Source organism: Prevotella sp. HCN-7019 (assembly GCF_037890215.1).
GTDB lineage: Bacteria > Bacteroidota > Bacteroidia > Bacteroidales > Bacteroidaceae > Prevotella.
In genome coordinates, this window is the sequence record NZ_JBBKBO010000001.1 from 850,063 (window position 1) to 869,536 (window position 19,474).

12 protein-coding genes are annotated in these 19,474 nt (G+C 51.6%); 5 read left to right on the plus strand and 7 right to left on the minus strand.

All coding sequences use genetic code 11. The features are described 5' to 3' along the window. Nucleotides 1-793: 793 nt before the first annotated feature. On the plus strand, nucleotides 794-3,646 hold the full coding sequence (locus WKT13_RS02870) for a fibronectin type III domain-containing protein (RefSeq protein ID WP_340322737.1): 2,853 nt from the start codon (nucleotides 794-796) through the stop codon (nucleotides 3,644-3,646). A gap of 147 nt (nucleotides 3,647-3,793) precedes the next feature. After that, entirely contained in the window at nucleotides 3,794-6,082 is a 2,289-nt protein-coding gene (locus WKT13_RS02875; RefSeq protein WP_340322738.1) for a GH92 family glycosyl hydrolase, read from the plus strand. Nucleotides 6,083-6,132: 50 nt separating this feature from the next. On the opposite strand, the gene WKT13_RS02880 is transcribed toward WKT13_RS02875, so the two are convergent. After that, nucleotides 6,133-6,402: an ATP-binding protein gene (locus WKT13_RS02880; protein ID WP_298618091.1), complete on the minus strand. Its 270-nt coding sequence runs from the start codon at nucleotides 6,400-6,402 to the stop codon at nucleotides 6,133-6,135. Between the two features lie 145 nt (nucleotides 6,403-6,547). On the opposite strand from WKT13_RS02880, the gene WKT13_RS02885 reads away from it, so the two are divergent. Both WKT13_RS02885 and WKT13_RS02890 read left to right on the plus strand, forming a co-directional pair. Continuing rightward, on the plus strand, nucleotides 6,548-7,156 hold the full coding sequence (locus WKT13_RS02885; RefSeq protein ID WP_340322739.1) for a ribonuclease HII: 609 nt from the start codon (nucleotides 6,548-6,550) through the stop codon (nucleotides 7,154-7,156). Nucleotides 7,157-7,323: 167 nt separating this feature from the next. Further along, a complete protein-coding gene (locus WKT13_RS02890; protein ID WP_340322740.1) occupies nucleotides 7,324-8,220 on the plus strand; it encodes a helix-turn-helix transcriptional regulator in 897 nt (298 codons plus the stop codon). Nucleotides 8,221-8,921: 701 nt separating this feature from the next. Here WKT13_RS02890 and WKT13_RS02895 read toward each other — a convergent pair. Beyond that, a complete protein-coding gene (locus WKT13_RS02895; protein ID WP_340322741.1) occupies nucleotides 8,922-10,343 on the minus strand; it encodes a GDSL-type esterase/lipase family protein in 1,422 nt (473 codons plus the stop codon). 229 nt (nucleotides 10,344-10,572) lie between these two features. Here WKT13_RS02895 and WKT13_RS02900 point away from each other — a divergent pair, with 229 nt between their 5' ends. Then, the gene (locus WKT13_RS02900; RefSeq protein WP_340322742.1) at nucleotides 10,573-11,454 is read left to right on the plus strand and encodes a helix-turn-helix domain-containing protein; all 882 of its coding nucleotides are present in this window, start codon (nucleotides 10,573-10,575) and stop codon (nucleotides 11,452-11,454) included. A gap of 41 nt (nucleotides 11,455-11,495) precedes the next feature. Here the strand turns inward: WKT13_RS02900 and WKT13_RS02905 are convergent, their stop codons facing one another. The 5 genes from WKT13_RS02905 to WKT13_RS02925 form a co-directional block, all read right to left on the minus strand. Further along, nucleotides 11,496-12,095, minus strand: coding sequence for a DUF3109 family protein (locus tag WKT13_RS02905; protein ID WP_340322743.1), 600 nt, complete (start codon nucleotides 12,093-12,095; stop codon nucleotides 11,496-11,498). An 81-nt stretch (nucleotides 12,096-12,176) separates the two neighbouring features. Then, the gene (ung, locus tag WKT13_RS02910; protein ID WP_340322744.1) at nucleotides 12,177-12,842 is read right to left on the minus strand and encodes a uracil-DNA glycosylase; all 666 of its coding nucleotides are present in this window, start codon (nucleotides 12,840-12,842) and stop codon (nucleotides 12,177-12,179) included. Between the two features lie 128 nt (nucleotides 12,843-12,970). Next, nucleotides 12,971-14,353 carry a TrkH family potassium uptake protein gene (locus tag WKT13_RS02915; RefSeq protein WP_298618081.1) on the minus strand — a complete coding sequence of 461 codons (1,383 nt, stop codon included), beginning with the start codon at nucleotides 14,351-14,353 and terminating at the stop codon, nucleotides 12,971-12,973. Between the two features lie 245 nt (nucleotides 14,354-14,598). After that, complete coding sequence (gene gpmI, locus WKT13_RS02920; protein WP_298618079.1) at nucleotides 14,599-16,122, minus strand: 2,3-bisphosphoglycerate-independent phosphoglycerate mutase; 1,524 nt, start codon at nucleotides 16,120-16,122, stop codon at nucleotides 14,599-14,601. 181 nt (nucleotides 16,123-16,303) lie between these two features. Next, a complete protein-coding gene (locus WKT13_RS02925) occupies nucleotides 16,304-18,943 on the minus strand; it encodes a glycoside hydrolase family 78 protein (protein ID WP_340322745.1) in 2,640 nt (879 codons plus the stop codon). Nucleotides 18,944-19,474: the final 531 nt, after the last annotated feature.

Below are 19,474 nucleotides of genomic sequence, written 5' to 3' on the forward strand. Positions count from 1 at the left end.
ATAATGGCTGTCTTCTTCCGGGGCGACAATTCCTGGATGCGTCTGCAGTGTTTCCGTCTCCGGTTGTTTTTCGGCATGTTTATTTGTTCTTCCTATAAGAATATGCATATCGCACGGACGGCAACTCCTCGAGAGACCGTTAATTGCAGACGGATGGCCTACAACACGCATATACGCAGATTATGAAATAATAATGAAACTATAATATATATCAGTCTGATATGTCTGTTGTACTGTCTCCGCGCGATGTATTCCCTTTTCGCATTGTGCCATAAGGTCTGTTTCGCATCGTAAAACAGTCTTTTTCGCCTGCCGATATAGCCTTTATTGCACGATGAAATGGACTGTTTCATGGCGTGATTAAGCCTTTTCTGCATCGTGGAAGTATGCCTGTCGTCTTCTCGCAGTGTTTTTCCCTCGTTTTCTTATTGCCTGTATTGACTTTCTGCTCTGTTTATGATGTACTGCCATCATTGTTTTCAGATTTCGTTTGTCAGAATATTTTACTTGCTGCTTTGCATGTTTATGCGTTTTTATTGGTCTGTAGTAAGTTTCTGTCTGGTTCATTCTGTGGCGGCAGGAAAAACGTCAGTTCGACGCTATAATGATAAAAATGTGACGCATGAAGAATATTTTGTACCCGAAAATGGCTATATTTGCATTCGGTCTTCGTCTGACTCCGAATGACCTTCTTTTGTTTTACTTTATACGATATACCGTGAAAACCGCGGCATGAATGTGTCGTGGCAGGAGAATACAACTATTATTCATAACACTAAAAACCTACCAGAAAATGAACAGATCAATCATTGTGTCAGCATGTATGCTGATGTTTGCCTCACATTCTGCTGTTGCGCAGAAAACGGTTTCCGGATTCTCAGAAGTCAGGATTACCGATGGCGACAGCAAACTTATTGACGGCCAGGAACGCACAGAGCCCGACATCTATTATATCCCGAAAGATGACGGTACCTATCACGCTGTACGTCTGACTGTAGCACCCGACGGACGGTCGGACATGACCGTGCCGTATATCTACATGAATACCTCGCGTTCGGTGTGCGTGAGTTGGAAAAGTTCGGCCGACGGTGCGGGCTCGGTGGTGAGATACGGTCGCGATGAAAGCAGTCTGACCTCGTCGGTGGAAGCCGGATCCAATCGTATAGCCGGTACATACTACTGGAATTCGGCTGTTATAGACAATCTTGAGCCAGATGCTGTGTATTACTATCGCGTAGAGAGTAAGGCCGGAACGAGTGCCATTTACCGCTTCCGTACTATGCCGTCACCTGGCTCAAAAAAGAAAATACGTGTGCTGATGATAGGCGATCACCAGCGCAACGAGCGCTCGGATTACGAGTGGATGATCAACGCAGCGCGCCGGACTGTGGCTGAGAGATATGGCGACGCGCCGTTTGAGGACAACATAAGTTTTATAATGAACGTAGGTGACCAGGTGGACGGCGGCTTGAGCGAACTGTATGAGACGGTGCATCTGTTCAAGTCGAGGTCGGTATCGCCTTCACTTCCCACAATGACTGTAGTGGGTAACCACGAATATCGCGAAGATCCGGACCTGCGTTTGTATAAAGGCCATTACCGTTACGACACGCTATCCTACGCAGGCATCAGCAGTGGCACGGCCTCATACTATGCTTATCTGGCCGGCCGCACACTCTTTGTGGCGCTCGACTCCGACGACCCTTCAGCCGCTCAGAAGATGTGGGTGCGCAAGGTCATCGCGGCTGCTGCGGCCGATGAAAATGTCGATTTCATCGTGAGTGTACAGCATCGTCCGCTCTATGCCGAACAGTATTCAGGTGACGTATCGCCGTGGATGCTCAATGAGATAATGCCAATTCTGTCGTCCACGCCCAAGCATGTGCTCAACTATTCCGGTCATCATCATCTCTATGCCCGCGGACAGATGACCGATACGCCTGTCTATCATATCATAAGCGGTGGCGGAGTAGGCACTTCGGCCGAAGGTTACGAACAGCTTTGGGGCAAGACTCCCGACAATTTCAATCATGAGGAGGTGCAGAAGACAATCGACCACTGGACTTATCAGATAGCAGAATTCGACCCTGTAGAGCTCACTATGACAGTAGAGACATATTCAATAGGCAACTCACGTCTGGCTCTCGACAATGTGCTGGTTGACCGTTTTGTGCGTCGTCTTGGCGACAGCAGTGCTCCTGCAGTGCCTGTCGTGAAGGCTGTGCAGGGTGATGTTACCTTGCCTTATGTCTTTACTCAGGAAGCTAAGGATGACGATGTGGCTGCTGTGGAGTATCAGATTTCAAAAAACAGTGACTTCACCGATATTGTGCTCGACCGTCTTACCACCTTTGAGGACTTCTACGGAGTGGATGACAAGTACATGCCGCTTGATATAAACGCCGGTAAGGACATCACGCGTCTGTCGTTAGAGAATGGTTCTCTGCCTGACGGCACATATTATATACGTACCCGCAACCGTAATGACAACTTGCAGTGGTCGGACTATTCCGCTCCGGTCAACTTCACTGTAGTCGGTTCTACCGCACAGGCCGCTTTGTCACTCGACGGTCGTTTCTTCCGCACCGGCAGTGAGGTTGCGTTCAAATACGATGGTGCTCCGGTTGGAACAGATGCCTGGGTGGGTGTATATGTTTATGGTAAGACTCCCGGAACGGCCGACCTTTCATACCATTTTGCTTATACCGACGGTGTGTCGGGCACGTGGCGCTGTCGTATCGACGACCCCGGGGCCTATTTCGCAGTGCTCTTCAAAGATGGCGGATATACGGAGATAACCGACCGTGTGGAGTTTGTGGTGAGCGATAACTGCGACGACCAGACACTGCCTACCATCAGTACGGATAAGAAAGTGTACGCTGAAGGCGATCCGGTTGTGGTGAGCTATGACAATGCACCGTGCATTGACCGCGACTGGATAGGACTTTATGAACGCTCGGCGGTACCCGTCAGCTCAAGATGTCCCACTTATGCTTATGTTGGAAACACTCCGCAGGGCAGCCTTACGCTCAATGTGGCAGGTACAATCAATTTTGAATCGCCTCTCAAAGCCGGTGTTTACTTTGCCGGATATTTCAACGCTGACGGTTATCATGAGTCGTGCGGACGTGCATCCTTTGTCATCGGCCGTCCTGTGATACTCGAGGCCGGTCGCTCCGAATATGCTTCCACTGAGAATGTGGAGGCCTTCTACGAGGGTCTGCCGTGCTTCGGCGACGAGCAGGTGGCTGTTTATGGCAGCGACGGACTCTACGGATGCTTCCCTATGAGCGGTGTTGGTGGCAAGGTGGATATAGGCCGTCTGCCTGCCGGACGTTATGAACTGTGTGTTGTTACTGATGGCATGATCGAGATTTCCGAACGTACATCTGTCACAGTAACCGCATCGACATCCATCAGCGATGTTTTTTCTGCCCGTGCGGAAGTGACTCTTGTGGGAGACAATCTGCATGTTGTGTCTCCTGAAGGAGTGCACAGTGTAGAACTGTATGGCTCAAATGGCACTCTGTTTGCATCCCATCGTGCTGACGGTTCGGAGACCGTTGTCCTGCCTTTTCGCGGATACACTGGTGTGTGTATAGTGAATGTGAACGGCCGTGTGGCCGGCAAGCTGATGTCAAAATAAGGGGAATATGACACAACGGATATTTTAACATAGCGTCACCGACTTCTGCCGGTGACGTTTTTTGTTATGTTGTGTTGCGTAATATGCCAAAAACACTTATTTTTGTAAGTGTTTACAAAAAGGAAGCTTTAACAAATACCGGATATAATGAAATCTTTAAGACATTTTGCAGCCGCCCTGGCCTTAGTGGCAGCGGGCGCAGCATGTATGCCTGCCACGGCCGGCGATCTGATAACTTATGTTGATACGAGCATCGGAACCGGTGCCAACAACGGCGACTTTTCCCACGGCCGCGAACCTTTGGGACAGTGTATGCCGGCGGTGCTTGTGCCATATGGTATGAACTTCTGGACGGCGCAGACAGAAAGTTCGGAAGGTCACGGCGTGAGTCCTTACTATTACAACAAGACGCGCATGCACGGATTCCGCAATTCCCACTACATAAGCGGCGGCAGCACGCAGGACTACGGCACAGTGTCCATAATGCCTCTGCTTGACACTCTGAAGTGCATGCCTGAGGACAGAGCGTCGGAGTTCAGCCATCTCGACGAGGTGTTGCGTCCCGACTACTACTCGGTAGAACTTTTCGGCGGCAATATCAAGGCCGAGATGACGGGCACATCGCGCACCGGCATATTCCGTTTCACCTACCGCAAGGCCGGTACTGCCTATCTCGTCATTACTCCCAACAGCGACGAAGGACAGGGACAGGTAAACATAGACGCGGCGCGTGGCGAGGTGACTGGCTGCAATCCGGTTCACCGTATGTATCTGCGTACCGGCCAGCCGGCCGGCTTCAGCGGCCATTTCCTGGTGCAGGTGAAGAATAAAGTCGTCGGCTGCGGTACTTACGACGGCCGTACGATATACGCGGGACGGACCTCTGACGGCGGACGCAAGAACATAGGAGCCTACCTTAGCTTCAAGGTGAAGGCCGGCGATGAGGTGATAGTGAAGGTGGCCTCGTCGTTCTGCGACGTAGAAGGCGCACGCAACAACATGCAGGTGGAGAATCCTTCGTGGAACTTCAACAAGGTACGCTCTTCCCTGACACGCATCTGGAAAGACCATCTCGGCACTGTGAAAGCCGAAGGCGGCACCCGTCAGGAACTCGTTAAGTTCTACACCTCGCTCTATCATGCCTCTTTCAGTCCCAACGCGCTGAGCGATGCCGACGGACGTTATCCCTCGTTTGCCGGTGGAAAGACCATAGAGCGCGCCTCCGGTGTCTATTACGACAACTTCAGCCTATGGGATACGTTCCGTGCTCTCCATCCGCTCATCACGCTGCTACAGCCCCGTCTGTCGGGCGACATGATGCAGTCGTTTGTCAACAAATACGAGCAGAGCGGTTGGCTGCCCATGTTCTCGGCTTGGAACAGCTTCACCCAGGAGATGATAGGCGACCATGCGGCGTCGCTCATAGCGGAGGCTTACTTCAAGGGTGTGCGCAATTTTGATGTGGGTAAAGCCTATGAGGCGCTTGTGAAGATGGCGTTCGAAACGCCCGAAAAATACGAAGACTACGCCGACGGCAAGGGACGCCGCGCGCTGGACGATTATATCAAATACGGATATATACCTCTTGAAAATCCTGTGAAAGAGGCTTATCATGGCAAAGAACAGACATCGCGTACGCTCGAATATGCCTACGACGACTATTGCGTGGCGCGTCTGGCGAAGGCGTTGGGCCACGATGACGTGGCTGAAAAACTGCTCCAGCGTTCCAAAAACTACCGCAACGTATTCGATCCGCGAACAGGTTACGTCAACGGACGCCACGCCGACGGACGCTTTGCCGATGGAAAGAGACCCGACCGCGGCCATTCGTTCATCACCCAGGGCACGCCTTGCCAGTACAGCTGGTATGTTCCGCACGATGTGTATGGCATGATGGAGTGTATGGGCGGACGCGAGGAGTACATCCTGAAGCTCGACTCCATGTTCTCGTGCAACCGCATGTGGCACGGCAACGAGCCCGGACACCAGATAAGTTTCATGTACAACTACGCCGGACAATCGTGGAAGACCCAGCGCGAGGTGCGCAACATAATGAACACCGAGTATCGTCTGGGAGCCAACGGACTGTCGGGCAACGACGATTCTGGGCAGATGTCGGCGTGGTATATCTTCGCCGCCATGGGCTTCTATCCCGTATGTCCGGCTGCGGGATACTACAACATATCAGGCCCGACGTTCCCCAAGCTCACCATAAAGATGGGCAACGGCCGCAAGTTTACGATTGTGGCGCGCGGCGTGTCCGACAAGAACATATACATACAGAGCGTCACGCTCAACGGCAAACCCTACGACAAGAGCTACATCAACCACGACGACATAGCCGCCGGCGGCCGCATGGAGTTTGTCATGGGCGACACACCCAACAAGGAGTGGGCAAGTTCTAAGGAGAGCTGTCCGCCGGGACTGAGCCTGTAAGGCCTCTGCCTGTCGTGTGATAATGGTTCCGGCAGCGACGGCCGGGACCATCAGCGGCGGCATTTGAGCAGTGCGCAGATGAGCCACGCGGTGCATACGGCTCTCGCTGTGAGCGGAGCTTCCACCGGAAAGACTGCCGCCACGAATGCCAGTTGGGCGTTGATGAGCCGCCACATGCGTCCGTAGCTCACTTCCTCCTCAAGCACATCGGAGTAGTATTGACGGAGTTTCTCAAACGGTTTGCATACTGTTTCGATCAGGTTCAACGGGCTTTTGACGTTATCGGTCTTGCTCTGCGAAAGGATGATATTCTTTTCCATATTGTCTGTTATGCGTTTAAAGTGTATGTTTCTTATTTGATTTTGCAAACGTAATGCATTATCTGGAAATAACACTTCCACTTTTTCTGCGAACAGTTAATTAAAGTTATAAACACACATAAACATCATTCAGATACGATATAAGATGCTGAAACCACACTTTTACGAAGGACTCATAGAGGCCGGATGCGACGAAGCGGGGCGCGGATGCCTTGCGGGCAGCGTGTTTGCGGCCGCCGTCATACTGCCTGCCGACTACAATAACAGTGCCCTGAACGACTCAAAGAAGCTCACGGAGCACCAGCGTTATGCCCTGAGAGAGCAGATAATGGCCGACGCCGAGGCATGGGCCGTGGGGGAGGTGACGCCGGAAGAGATAGACAAGATAAACATTCTGAAGGCCAGTTTTCTTGCCATGCACCGTGCGCTCGACCAACTCAAGGTGCGCCCGGAGGCGATAATAGTGGACGGCAACCGTTTCGTGCCTTACCACGACCTGCCTTACACCACCGTGGTGAAGGGCGACGGCAAGTATCAGGCCATTGCCGCGGCGAGCATACTGGCAAAGACCTTCCGCGACGACTACATGAAACAACTCGACAGCGAATATCCCTGCTACGGCTGGGCAGGCAACAAGGGCTACCCGACGGCGAAGCACCGCCAGGCCATACGCGAGCACGGCGTGTCGCCATACCACCGTATGAGCTACAATCTTCTGGGCAACGAGGAGCTGTCGCTCGACTTCAAGGACTGACCTTACGGTCTTTCCGCCGTACTCATGATGTGTGCCACGTATGGCAGACAAATGACGGCCGGCAAACCACTGCGCCTGACGCATCGGGGCGGAAAGCCCATTCTGAAGCCTTACAGCCGCTTTATGCCGGCGAGGTGGAGAATGTTTCAACCTAAATCAATTATGCAATGAGAATGAACAAATACGGCCGTGAGCTCGAACTTATCATACTGCTGACAAACGAGACGCCGCTCACGGCCCTGCAGATATCCGAACGGCTGGGCATCACGCGCCGCAATCTTTACTATTATTTCGACTATCTGAAGGACTGCGGATTCCGCATCATAAAGAAGGGAACGTACTATCAGCTGGACCGCAACTCGTCGTTCTTCCGCCGGCTTCACGAGAACATCGCCGTGACGGAGCGCGAGGCGGAGTATATCCTGAGGCTGCTGGACAGTGAGTCGAAGCAGGACCCGACGGCCGCTTCGGTGCGTGTGAAGCTGTCGCGCTCGTATGGTCTGACCGACATATCGAATCCGGAGGTGAGAAAAACGGTGAACCGCAACGTGGCGATGCTCAAGGATGCCATAGCGGCGAAGAGGGTGGTGAAGCTGTGCAGCTACTCTTCGCCTCACAGTGCGACGGTGTCCGACAGAATAGTGGAGCCGTTCCTGCTGATGAACAACGGACTGGAGGTGCGTTGTCACGACCTCAGTTCGCACACGAACAAGACGTTCAAGGTGTCGCGCATGAAAGGAGTCGAGGTGATGGACGTGGGTTGGATGTATGAGAAAGAGCATAAGCAGGTTTATACCGACGTGTTCATGTTCAGCGGCGAGGAGTGTAGGCGTGTGGAGCTGAGGCTCGGACAGTTGTCGCACAATCTGCTTGTGGAGGAATATCCTGCATCGGAAAGCCACATCACTCCCGACGGCGAGCGGTGGATTTTCGCGGCCGACGTGGTGTCGTTCCATGCTGTCGGGCGCTTCGTGCTCGGTCTTTACGACGACATCGAGATATTGGGCTGCGACGACTTCAAGGCTTATATAAACGAGAAGATATCGCACATGCAGGCCCGTTGACTCTCATCGGTTGAATAACGGAAGTTGCCTTTTTTTGAGATAAAACCGATATGGGCAACTTTCAGATTGTAACCGGATTTCGAGTTTTTGGGGGTCAGTTTTCTGTTCTACCCCGAAAAATAAGCAAGAATTTGCGGGCAGACTCTCTGTCGTGAGCGAATACGCGAAATATGAGAGGATGATGCAAGTCGTTGAATAGTAAAGACTTATGTCTGATGTGTATTTCTTCGCCCTGCGATAAGCACCGTTTCAGCATGCGATTAAGCCCATATCAGGGGCTGAAATAAACCAAATCGCATCCTAAAACGGACCGAATCAGACCATGAAATGGGCATTATCGGAAAGCAAAACGAATTATTCCTGACTACGCTATAGGGTATGTCAAAAGACAGTTCGGACTGAAAGAACCTTTATTACATCGGATTTAACATTCGTTCACACCTCTTTTGCGATTTTATTTTGTCAAAATAAAGTCAAGAAAAATCGTAAGTCAGGCCTTCGGGTTTTCTTTAAAACACTGATGTTCGGTTTGGAAAATTCAGGAATTTTCCCGCTGTTTCATGCCGTTTTATGAATAAATCTGAATCCAGGTGCAATTTTCTTACATCACAGTAAAGGCTTTATGGATTTGCCATAAAGCCTTTACCTGAAACCCGTCTGTCCTCTCCTGTGGGGCAGACATGCGCAAACGGCATTATCGGTTATTTCCTGTAGTCTTTCTCTATCTTCCTTATTTCTTCGGCTACGATGCCCGCAATCTTTGTCGCGCCCTCACGGTTGGGATGTATTCCGTCGCCCTGCATCAGCGCTTTGTCGCCTTCGAACGGTGTGTGAAGGTCTATTATGCGCGCTTTCTCTTTTTTAGCCACACGGCGCAGATTCGGTATTATTTCGTCGGTTATCACCGAATCGTTTATTCCCGCCGAGTTCTCCCACGCCTTTACCGGCAGTGCCAGACATATCTCCGGCTTCGTGTCGAGTGCTTTCAGCTCGCTTATCATCCGGCGGAGATCGCTTTCAAACTCGTCGCCATGCACCCAGTTCTGCGGTTTGCTGTCGTTTGTGCCGAGCTTTATCACCACTACATCAGGTCTGAAATCCTTAACGTAGGTCCACTCCGGTTCGTTCATGTAAGGCCAGTCGCCCTTAGACAGCAGTGTGCGTGCGCCCACTCCGAAGTTCTTCACGTTGTATCCGTCGCCCAGCATCTGTTGCAGGCGTGCCGGATAACCGTAGGTACTGCTCATGTCGATGCCGCATCCGTCGGTGATGCTGTTGCCTATGCACGCCACTCTCACGGCGTCCTTGCGTGGCGCTTTCAGGTTGTCGAGCCACGAGGTCATGTCCTCCAGCAGCTGTTTGTGGTACACAAAGTTGGTATGCGAGCCGAATCCGTGCTCGCCTTCGGCGTATGCATACATGGCCGCGGGTATGTCGGCGTTGCGCAGTGCGGCGTAGTAGGCCACTCCGTTGGGCACGGGTGGCACAAGTGTGTCGTCGGTGGAAAGGAGTATGAGAGCCGGCGGTGTGATGTGACGGCGCACCTGCAGTTCGTTGGAGTACAGCTCGACGTATTTGCGGTCGTGCCTTTTCTCGCCGAGGAAATTGTGTACAGAGCCGGCGTGCGTCTTGCTTTCGTCCATTGTTATCACCGGATAGAACAGTATTTGGAAGTCAGGACGCGACTTCGTGGGGGCGTGTGTGGCAAGCGTTGACGCCAGATGGCCGCCGGCCGACGAGCCCATGATGCCCACGTCGTAGGGATTTATGTTCCACACCTCGGCGCTGTCGCGTACCATGCTGATGGCTTTCTCGGCGTCGCCCACGGGTATGGTCAGGTCGCCTTGAGGCATGCGGTAGGTCAGAATCATGCAGGCGATGCCACGTTCGTTGAAGAACGGAATCCAGTTGGTGCCCTCGTTCTCCATTGCCAGCCCCCCGTATCCGCCGCCGGGGCATACCACTACGGCTCTTCCCGTGGCCTTGCCGCTTTCGGGCAGACACACCATCATATTGGCCTTGCCGTCGGGTGTGAGGTTGATTCTGAACTGTCTGTTGTCTGATGCCTGTGCAAATACGGTGCACAACAGGGCAATGATTGCGATGCAGGTTTTCCTTTTCATATGGTTTACGGTTTTGATTTGTCCGGCAACTTTTGTATTTTTTGCGTCTTATGAAACGCATATTGTTATATCATATGTCGTATTTGATAATACATTATTCGGTATGCCGGAATTTGGTGACACAAAGATAACATAATATTAATGAAAGATTTGCTTGTGTATTATATTTTATGTATCTTTGTTATTCAAATGTTTTGAAACATAGTATTTATTAATTTATTTAGTCATTATGTACAATCAGAAATTCAAGGATATTACGGTTTCTGAGGTGATAAAGGATTGTGAGGGAATCAGTCTTGGTAAAGATGTCTTCTTGCTGGATGATTTTTCAAAGATAAAAGACCCAAACTATATATTCCGGATGCGTTGCCTGCTCATGTCACTTTGTATTGAAGGCGAGTGCGGCTATACAGTTGACACGACGCGTCATAACATCCGCCCCAAAGACATCTTAATTATCCGTAAAGGACAGACCATCTCCGACTGTTGGCAGAGCGCTGACTACAAGGGCATGCTGTTGATCTTCTCGTACAATTTCTTTGATGAGGCCATCAAAGGTATGCGCGGACTGTCCTCCCTGTTTCTCTTTGCAAAGAATCATTCGGTATGTAATCTTGAGTCGGAGGAGGCCGACAAGCTTGTCGACTATTACAATCTGATAAAGAAGACCGTTGAGAATGACAAATTGTATTTCCGCCGTGAAACAGTGCAGTCGATCGTCGCAGCCATGCTCTATGATATAAGCAGCGTGATAAGCCGCATACAGAAGGGTGTTGTCGCGGGCTCGCGTGCCGAACGCATTTTCATGGATTTCATACGCATAGTGGAGAAGAAGTTCCGCTCAGAGCGCCGTGTGAGCTGGTACAGCGAGCAGCTCGGCCTATCGCCGAAATATCTTTCGGAGACGGTGAAAAGCGTGAGCAACCGAACTCCTAACGAATGGATAGACTACTATGTGATGCTCGAGCTGCGTGTGCGGCTGCGAAACACCGAAGCCACCATAAAGGAGATAACGCAGGACATGAACTTCTCGAGCCAGTCGTTCCTTGGCAAATACTTCAAGGAACATGCGGGAATGTCGCCTTTGGAATATAGAAAATCCATTAAATAATTAAAGCGTCTGCTTGCGGCAGACGCTTTTTTTGTTTGTTGTCAGAGCTTTATGCCCTGTTTTTCGAGTTCTTCTGCCACGGCGCAGAGCTCGTCGTACCATTCCTGTCCGAAACGTCTTATGAGCGGTTCGCGCAGAAACCGATGGACAGGCAGATCTATTTCCTTTCCTTTCTTCACGGCGTCGCGGCATACGTCCCAGCGGTTGTAGTTGAGTGCTGTGCCGCCGTTGCCTAGGCGTTTTTCGCGGATGGGGTAGAGTGCACAGCTTATGGGCTTGCAGAAACGCGTTTTTCCGTTGCGGTAGGCACGCTCCAGGGCGCACAGGCAGCAACCGTTCTCGTAGCAGGTGAACACGCAGTCCTTGCCCTCGACAATGCTTGTCACGAGGTCGCCGTCGCGGTCGGTGTAGGCCACGCCCTGTTTGTCGACCACCGACTGTGCTCTTGCCGACATGTCGCCCCACACTGTGTCGAGCGCGTCCTCAATGCCTGCAATCTCGTCTAGAGTGACAGGCGCACCCGCGTCTCCCTCTACGCAGCAGATGCCCTTGCATGCTTCGAGATCGCAGCAGAACCGTTCTGTGATGATATCCGACGACACCAGTACGTCGCCCACTTCTATGATAGGAGGTATATACATTGTTTTCAGTTTTTGATATGATGTTTTTCCGGAGGCAGTCATGTGTCTAATGTCACAGGGATAAGCCGCCGGTGTTGCGTTTTACCACTTTATCGGCTGTTCGCCGTTGGCTTCGAGATATCTGTTGCAGAGCGAGAAATGATGGTTGCCGAACCATCCTCCGCGGTTGGCCGAGAGCGGTGAGGGATGCACCGACTGCAATATGAGATGTCTGGAAGCATCTATGAGCTTCGATTTGGAGCGTGCATATCCGCCCCAGAGGATGAATACAAGATGGTCGCGGTCGCGCGACAGAGCCTGTATGGCGGCGTCGGTGAACTCTTCCCACCCTTTGTGCTGATGGCTTGCAGCCTGATGTGCGCGCACTGTGAGAGTGGCGTTGAGCAGCAGCACGCCCTGTTCGGCCCATCGTGTGAGGTTGCCGGAGCTGGGCATCGGCGTGCCGAGATCGTTCTGTATTTCCTTGAATATGTTGACAAGCGACGGCGGAAACTGCACACCGTCGTTCACAGAGAAACTCAGTCCGTGGGCCTGGCCGGGTTCATGGTAAGGGTCCTGGCCTATGATGACTACCTTCACCTTGTCGAACGGACACAGATTGAAGGCGTTGAATATGAGATTTCCCGGCGGATAACATTTAGTTCTGGTGTATTCGGAGCGCACGAATTCGGTGAGACTGACGAAGTATGGTTTCTCAAACTCCATGCCGATGTGTCTGCGCCACGATTCTTCTATCTTTACGTTCATTGCTTTATGCGTCGTTGTATGATGCACAAAAATACAATTTTTTCTTCGAAGTGCAAAACATTGCGGCGCTTACTCATATCCATAAACAGCATGACAGGGCGTGTGACAGCACGCAGGCCGGTCGGCTGTCATACAATAAGGTCGTCTTTTTTCAGGCGCTTCCGCTTCATGGAACGTCTCAACAGCACATTGCCGAATGTTATTACACCTATACGTCCGATGAACATCAGTATGATAAGTATTATTTTGCTACCGAGTGTGGCCGACGAAAGGATACCGCAACTCAGTCCTGCGGTGGCCAGTGCGGACGATGCCTCGAATATGATTTTGAGGAAATCGGTGTCTGTCGGTTCGAATAGAGCCATCAGATATATTCCGATGAAAAGTATGAATGAGTAGAAAACAAACGTCGTAATGGCTGATTCCACGCGGTAGTTTGGGATGATATGATTCATTAAAGATACGTTCTTTCTCAGTCCTAGTTTGTTTTTCGTATAGGCATATATGGCCGATAGGGTTGTGGATTTAAGACCACCGCCGGTTCCAGAAGGCGAAGCTCCGATATACATTGCCAACGACAGAATGAGAAGGGATATTGGAATCATATTGCTTAAATCTACGGTGTTGTAGCCAACTGTGGTCATTGCCGACATCGACTGGAACAAAGAGATAAGTATGCGGTCGTCCACATCGTACTGTTGCAGTGATGGTTCGAAGAAGAACAGGTGTATTGTGCTCCACAGCGACAGGAGACATGTAATGCATATTATCACCTTTGTTGTGAAGGATATGCAGTGATTCTTTCGCGTGAACTTGTGCAGTATGTCGGTCATCATTATAAATCCCATCGCTCCCATATAGCTGAGAATGATTATTATGATGTTGGCATAGTAGTCGCACTGCAGGCTTACGAGGTTGTCGGAGTAAATACTGAAGCCCGCGGTGCAGAATGCCGAGATACTGTGAAAGAGTGCCGACCATAGCGGTTGGTCCATTCCTTTCCAGGCGAAATAAGGATACAGAAGCAGCGTACCTCCTATTTCGAAAAAGAATACGAACTTAACGATGTTCTTTATCATTGTCTCGTTCTGCATGTCTTCGGGGAAGGAGAACTGCGCTCCGAACATGTTGTTCTTGAAATTTCCGAGGTGATGGGTTATCCTTAGCATGATGAACGAAGACAGAGTCATGTATCCGAGACCGCCTATCTGAATGAGCATGAGGATGACAAGCTGTCCGAAGAATGTGTAGTCGTTGGCAAGATCGGCTGTGGCAAGTCCGGTTGTTGACAGAGCTGATACTGCATTGAACAGGTTGTCGATGAATGATATGTCTTTCTTTGTGGCAAGCGGCAGCATAAGGGCAAGCGTTCCGAGGATAGTGTATCCCAGATATCCTATGACGAGCTGCTTTTGTGGATTTGACGAATGAAAGCCTAAAGAGATGATTTTTTCGGGATTGATGCGCAGTATGCACTTCTGAACGGTGCTCTTGAGCTTTTCTTTCTTCATTTTCTTATGTCTTTTCTGTGTTCCGGACGTTTCTTTGACATGGTGAAATCCGGTGAACTGTATTTCTTATTATACTGAAAACAAATGTGTTGCGTGCTTTGTACGGTATCATTATGCCATACATATTGCGTAACAGGCCGCTAAATTACTAAATTCAGACTGAATAAAACAGAAAAGTTACTAATAAATAAAAAAACAAGGCTTCCTGTAAAGGGAAGCCTTGTTGTGTATAGTCAATAATGTCTTTACTTGTTGTCCACAATCAGGTTCTCACCAGTCATGTCGGCCGGCTGTTCCAGACCCATGATGTGGAGGATAGACGGAGCAACGTCGGCCAGACGTCCGTCCTTCACGGTAGCGCTGTTGTTGTCGGTCACGTAGATGAACGGTACCGGGTTGAGTGAGTGAGCTGTGTTAGGAGTTCCGTCCTCGTTGATTGCGTTGTCAGCGTTGCCGTGGTCGGCGATGATGATTGCTTCATAATCGTTTGCCTTGGCAGCCTCGATCACTTCCTTCACACAGTTGTCCACAGCGTGTACGGCTTTGGCGATGGCATTGTAGATTCCGGTGTGGCCTACCATGTCGCCATTGGCGAAGTTCACAACAATGAAGTCATACTCCTGTGTGTTGATGGCGCCTACCAGTTTGTCTTTTACTTCGTATGCGCTCATTTCCGGCTTCAGATCGTAGGTTGCAACCTTCGGTGACGGAACCAGTATGCGGTCCTCGCCTTCGTACGGAGCCTCGCGTCCGCCGTTGAAGAAGAATGTCACGTGAGCATACTTCTCTGTCTCGGCAGTGTGGAGCTGTTTCTTGCCCTGCTTGCTCAGATATTCGCCCAGAGTGTCCATTACGTTCTCTTTCGGGAACAGAATGTGTACGCCCTTGAATGAAGCGTCGTACGGAGTCATGCAGTAGTACTGCAGATCCTTTATTGTGTGCATGCCCTCTTCCGGCATATCCTGCTGTGTGAGCACCTGTGTGAGCTCCTTGGCACGGTCGTTGCGGAAGTTGATGAATATAACAACGTCGCCTTCGCCTATAGTTCCGTCAACAGAGGCATTGCTTATAGGCTTGATGAACTCGTCGGTAACGCCCTCAGCGTAGCTTTCTTCCATGGCCTTAACCATGTCGTCAGCTTTCTTGCCTTTGCCTTCAACGAGCAGGTCGTAAGCCTCTTTTACGCGGTTCCAGCGCTTGTCGCGGTCCATGGCATAGAAGCGTCCTACGATGCTTGCGATGTGTGCGCCGTTGGCAGAGCATACATCCTGCAGCTGGCTGATGAATCCGGCACCGCTCTTCGGGTCGGTGTCGCGGCCGTCCATGAAGCAGTGTACGAATGTCTTGTCAAGGCCGTATTCCTTTGATATCTCGATGAGTTTGAACAGATGGTCGAGTGAAGAGTGCACACCGCCGTCTGATGTAAGACCCATGAGGTGGAGTTTCTTGCCGTTCTCCTTGGCGTAGCTGTATGCGCTTACTATCTCAGGGTTCTGCATGATAGAACCGTCCTTGCAGGCGCGGTTGATCTTCACGAGGTCCTGATAGACGATGCGGCCTGCTCCGATGTTGAGGTGTCCTACCTCAGAGTTACCCATCTGTCCGTCAGGCAGACCTACGTCCTCGCCCGAAGCCTGGAGCTGTGAATGTGCGCTCACTGCGCAGAGATAGTCAAGATAAGGTGTCGGAGTGTTGTAAATCACGTCGCCTGCACCATGTTTGCCGATTCCCCATCCGTCGAGAATCATCAAAAGAGCTTTCTTTGCCATAATTATCCTTATTTAATATGTGTTGTGTTTTTATGAGAGTAAGGCGGTGGCGGAGGTCATTACTGCATGTCCGCATCATCCTGATACACCGTCTTTTGCTTATCACATGCAAAGTTAATGCAAATATGAGGCAAACTCATAATTTTTATCTTTTTTTTATCTTCGTTTAATAATTATTCCGTCAGAGTTTCACGGTTTTGTACTTGCCGTTGTCCTTTATCTCGAACGAGTGGGTACCTGCCTCAAGTTCCACTGTCGCCTGGTCTGCTGCGGCGTTAGGTATGGTGAGTGTGGCAGTGGTGTTCGACGGTACTGTCACGGTGTATATTACCTTCTTACCCTTGCGTACCCACATCGACGCTATGTCGCCGTAGGGCGATGTGTGGTGTGCCTCGAAATGTTTCAGACCTTTCACGAAGTTAGGACGCAGGTTGATGTGCTTGAAACCGGGCTGCTGCTCGTCGGGGAATATGCCTCCGAGACCCTTGTACGGCCATGCGCCTATCTCTCCGAACATGATGTGATTGTCCGATATGTCGCGCGTGGCTTTGAGATCCCAGTTCTCGAGCAGGGTGGTAGCGCCGTTCACAATCCACCATCCCCACGACGGATAAGTGTCCTGCACGGCTATGCGGTAGGCGTCGTCGGCATATCCGTTCTCGCTCAGGGCGTTCAGTATAGCCTTCGCTCCGTGCACACCCACGTCGAGGTGCCAGTCGTTGGCACGCACGTTCTCGGCGAGACGGGCAGCCACACGTGCCACCATGTCGTCGGGTACGACCTTCCACATCAGCGCGAGGCTCATCTCAGTCTGCGAGCCACTGGCGTATGTGGCCGTCTCGCGGTTGAGGAATTTGGCGTTTATGGCGTCGCGTATGTCGGCAGCCAGCTGTGCGTAATGTTTGTGGTCGGCCTCATGACCGAGCAGTGCCGCAGCCTTGGAGAGTATAGTCGCGTCGGCGAAGAAATAGATGGACGACGTGAGTTCCTTGTTCGAGCGCGTTTTCACCGGTACCCAGTCGCCGCGTCCCCATGCCGAGAGATGCTCGGGACTGTTGCTGTCCACATAGTCGACATAGCGTTTCATGTTGTCGTAGCAGTCGGCAAGCGGACGTATGTCACCGTAGAACAGATAGAGATTCCACGGTATGATGGCTATTGTGCTTGTCCAGTCCAGACCGTTGTCCGTGCCGTATCCCCAGCCGTCGGTCGGTATGATGTCGGGCAGAACACCGTTGGGCTGCTGCTCGTCGCGGTGGTCGGCGAGCCATTTCTCGTATATTGTTATGGCGTCATAGTTGTAGAGCGATGTCTCGATGGCCAGATGTCCGTCGCCCGTCCATCCGTTCTTCTCGCGCTGCGGACAGTCGGTGGGGTAGCCCATTAGATTGGAAATGTATGCCATGCGTGCCGCCTCCACGGTCTTGTCGAGCAATGGATTGGACGAGGCAATGCTTCCGGCGATGGCCACGTCGCTGTGGGTGAAGTGGGCGGTGAGGCTGTTCTCGTCGAGCTGTATGGGGCGGTCGCTGTTCACCTGAACGTAGCGGAAGCCCTTATAGCTGAACTCCGCGCAGAAGGAATCGTCGCCTCCGCTCAGCGTAAGTATATCGGTCTGGAAAGGTTCTGTCTGTTTGTCGCCGCGGTAATATACGTCGATGTTCGACTGGTCGAGCGTGCCGTCGGCATGCAGACGCTCGCCGTGGCTTATGCGCAGGCGTGTACCTTTATCTCCTTTCACTCTGACGCTCGTCACACCTGCCATGTTGCGGCCGAAGTCATAGACGTATGTAGTGTCGTTGAGGCGCGTCATCTTCACCGGACTGTGTGTCTCCGTCAGACGTATGGGCTCCATCTGCTGTGACCACACGAGCTGTGCCGGCGCGCTGCGGAAGCGCACTCCCTGCCACTTTGAGTCGTCAAACTGCGGTGTGTCCCAGCCCTGCTGCACGAGGTTGAAGTCGTAGTGCTCGCCCGTATATATGTTGTTGTAGATGAGCGGTCCGCCCGATGTGCGCCAGCTCAGGTCGGTTGCCACGGTCTGTGTGGTGCCGTCGGTGTAGGTCACTACGACGTCCATGCAGAACGTGGGACGGTTGCGCCACGGAGCACGGTCGAAGTCCCATACGGCCAGTGCCTGATGGTTGTACCATCCGTTGCCCAACACCACTCCGAGAGCGTTGCGTCCGCTGTGGAGCAGCGGCGTTATGTCGAACGTGACGTAGGAGCAGCGGCGGTCGTAGCGCGTATATACTGGATCGAGGAAATGGTCGCCGACTCTCTGTCCGTTCACAGACAGGACGAACAGACCGCCTGCGGAGATGTATGCACGTGCCGACTTTATGCTCTTGGTGGCATAGAATGTCTTTCTGAAATAAGGCGCGGCGCGGTGGTTCTTGTCGTGCCCGTCGCTTATCCATGCTCCGTGCCACCGGCCCATGAGGCCTGTCTCAAAGCGTGCCACGTCGGAGTTTGAGGTTTTGCCCTTGCCGTCGGTCACGCTCACACGCCAGAAATATACTGTCGTAGGCCGGAGTTTCTCGCCGCCATACACGGCCATGCGCTGCCCGGAGGCCACACGTCCGCTCTGCCATGCCGAGCCTTTGCCTGCGGCCACTGCCGCACTGTCGGTGCCCACGGTTATCTCGTAGGCCGACTGCTCCATGCCTTCGGCACACCACTCCAGACGTGGCGCAGCGTCGTCAACGCCCAGCGGGTTTGCCAGGTGGTTCACTCTCAGATTGTCGGGCTGCGGTGTCTGCGCGGCCCCTGTCGTCATCGACAGCGCCAGTGTGAGCGCCGTCAGCATAATTCTGTTCATTGTCTTCATCAGGTTTATGGTTACTGTGCGAAATTACATAAAAAATCTGACATGGTGAATAAAATGTTGGTATATGAACTACACTTTCTGATTGTGACTCGTTATTAACGGTCCGACGTCTTAATTGCCGCTCTCTTGCCGGGCTGCCAGTCCGATGTTCTGTAACGATGTAACCCGCCACGCCTTCAATAAAAAATGATATACGGATTGTACGACAATAAAACGAAATTCACATGGCGTATAATGTCCGATTCGGGTTAAGTCGATATGGGCGACTTTCAGATTGTAACCGGATTTTCATTTTCCGGTCCTAGTTTTCGGTTCTACCCCGAAAAATAAACGAATATTTGCGGACAGACTTTCCTTCGGACGCAAATACGTGAGTTATAAGAGGATGTTGCAAGTTATTGATTAGTAATAACTTATGTTCGATGGGCACTTTCTTACATTGCAATAAGCACCATTTCAGCATGCGATTAAGCCCATATCAGGGGCTGAAATGAACCAGATCGCACCCTATAATGGACTGAA

Coding starts and splice junctions, on each gene's coding strand:
- WKT13_RS02870 (WP_340322737.1), top strand. CDS start 794: ATGAACAGATCAATCATTGTGTCAGCATGTATGCTGATGTTTGCCTCA.
- WKT13_RS02875 (WP_340322738.1), top strand. CDS start 3,794: ATGAAATCTTTAAGACATTTTGCAGCCGCCCTGGCCTTAGTGGCAGCG.
- WKT13_RS02880 (WP_298618091.1), bottom strand. CDS start 6,402: ATGGAAAAGAATATCATCCTTTCGCAGAGCAAGACCGATAACGTCAAA.
- WKT13_RS02885 (WP_340322739.1), top strand. CDS start 6,548: ATGCTGAAACCACACTTTTACGAAGGACTCATAGAGGCCGGATGCGAC.
- WKT13_RS02890 (WP_340322740.1), top strand. CDS start 7,324: ATGAGAATGAACAAATACGGCCGTGAGCTCGAACTTATCATACTGCTG.
- WKT13_RS02895 (WP_340322741.1), bottom strand. CDS start 10,343: ATGAAAAGGAAAACCTGCATCGCAATCATTGCCCTGTTGTGCACCGTA.
- WKT13_RS02900 (WP_340322742.1), top strand. CDS start 10,573: ATGTACAATCAGAAATTCAAGGATATTACGGTTTCTGAGGTGATAAAG.
- WKT13_RS02905 (WP_340322743.1), bottom strand. CDS start 12,095: ATGTATATACCTCCTATCATAGAAGTGGGCGACGTACTGGTGTCGTCG.
- ung (WP_340322744.1), bottom strand. CDS start 12,842: ATGAACGTAAAGATAGAAGAATCGTGGCGCAGACACATCGGCATGGAG.
- WKT13_RS02915 (WP_298618081.1), bottom strand. CDS start 14,353: ATGAAGAAAGAAAAGCTCAAGAGCACCGTTCAGAAGTGCATACTGCGC.
- gpmI (WP_298618079.1), bottom strand. CDS start 16,122: ATGGCAAAGAAAGCTCTTTTGATGATTCTCGACGGATGGGGAATCGGC.
- WKT13_RS02925 (WP_340322745.1), bottom strand. CDS start 18,943: ATGAACAGAATTATGCTGACGGCGCTCACACTGGCGCTGTCGATGACG.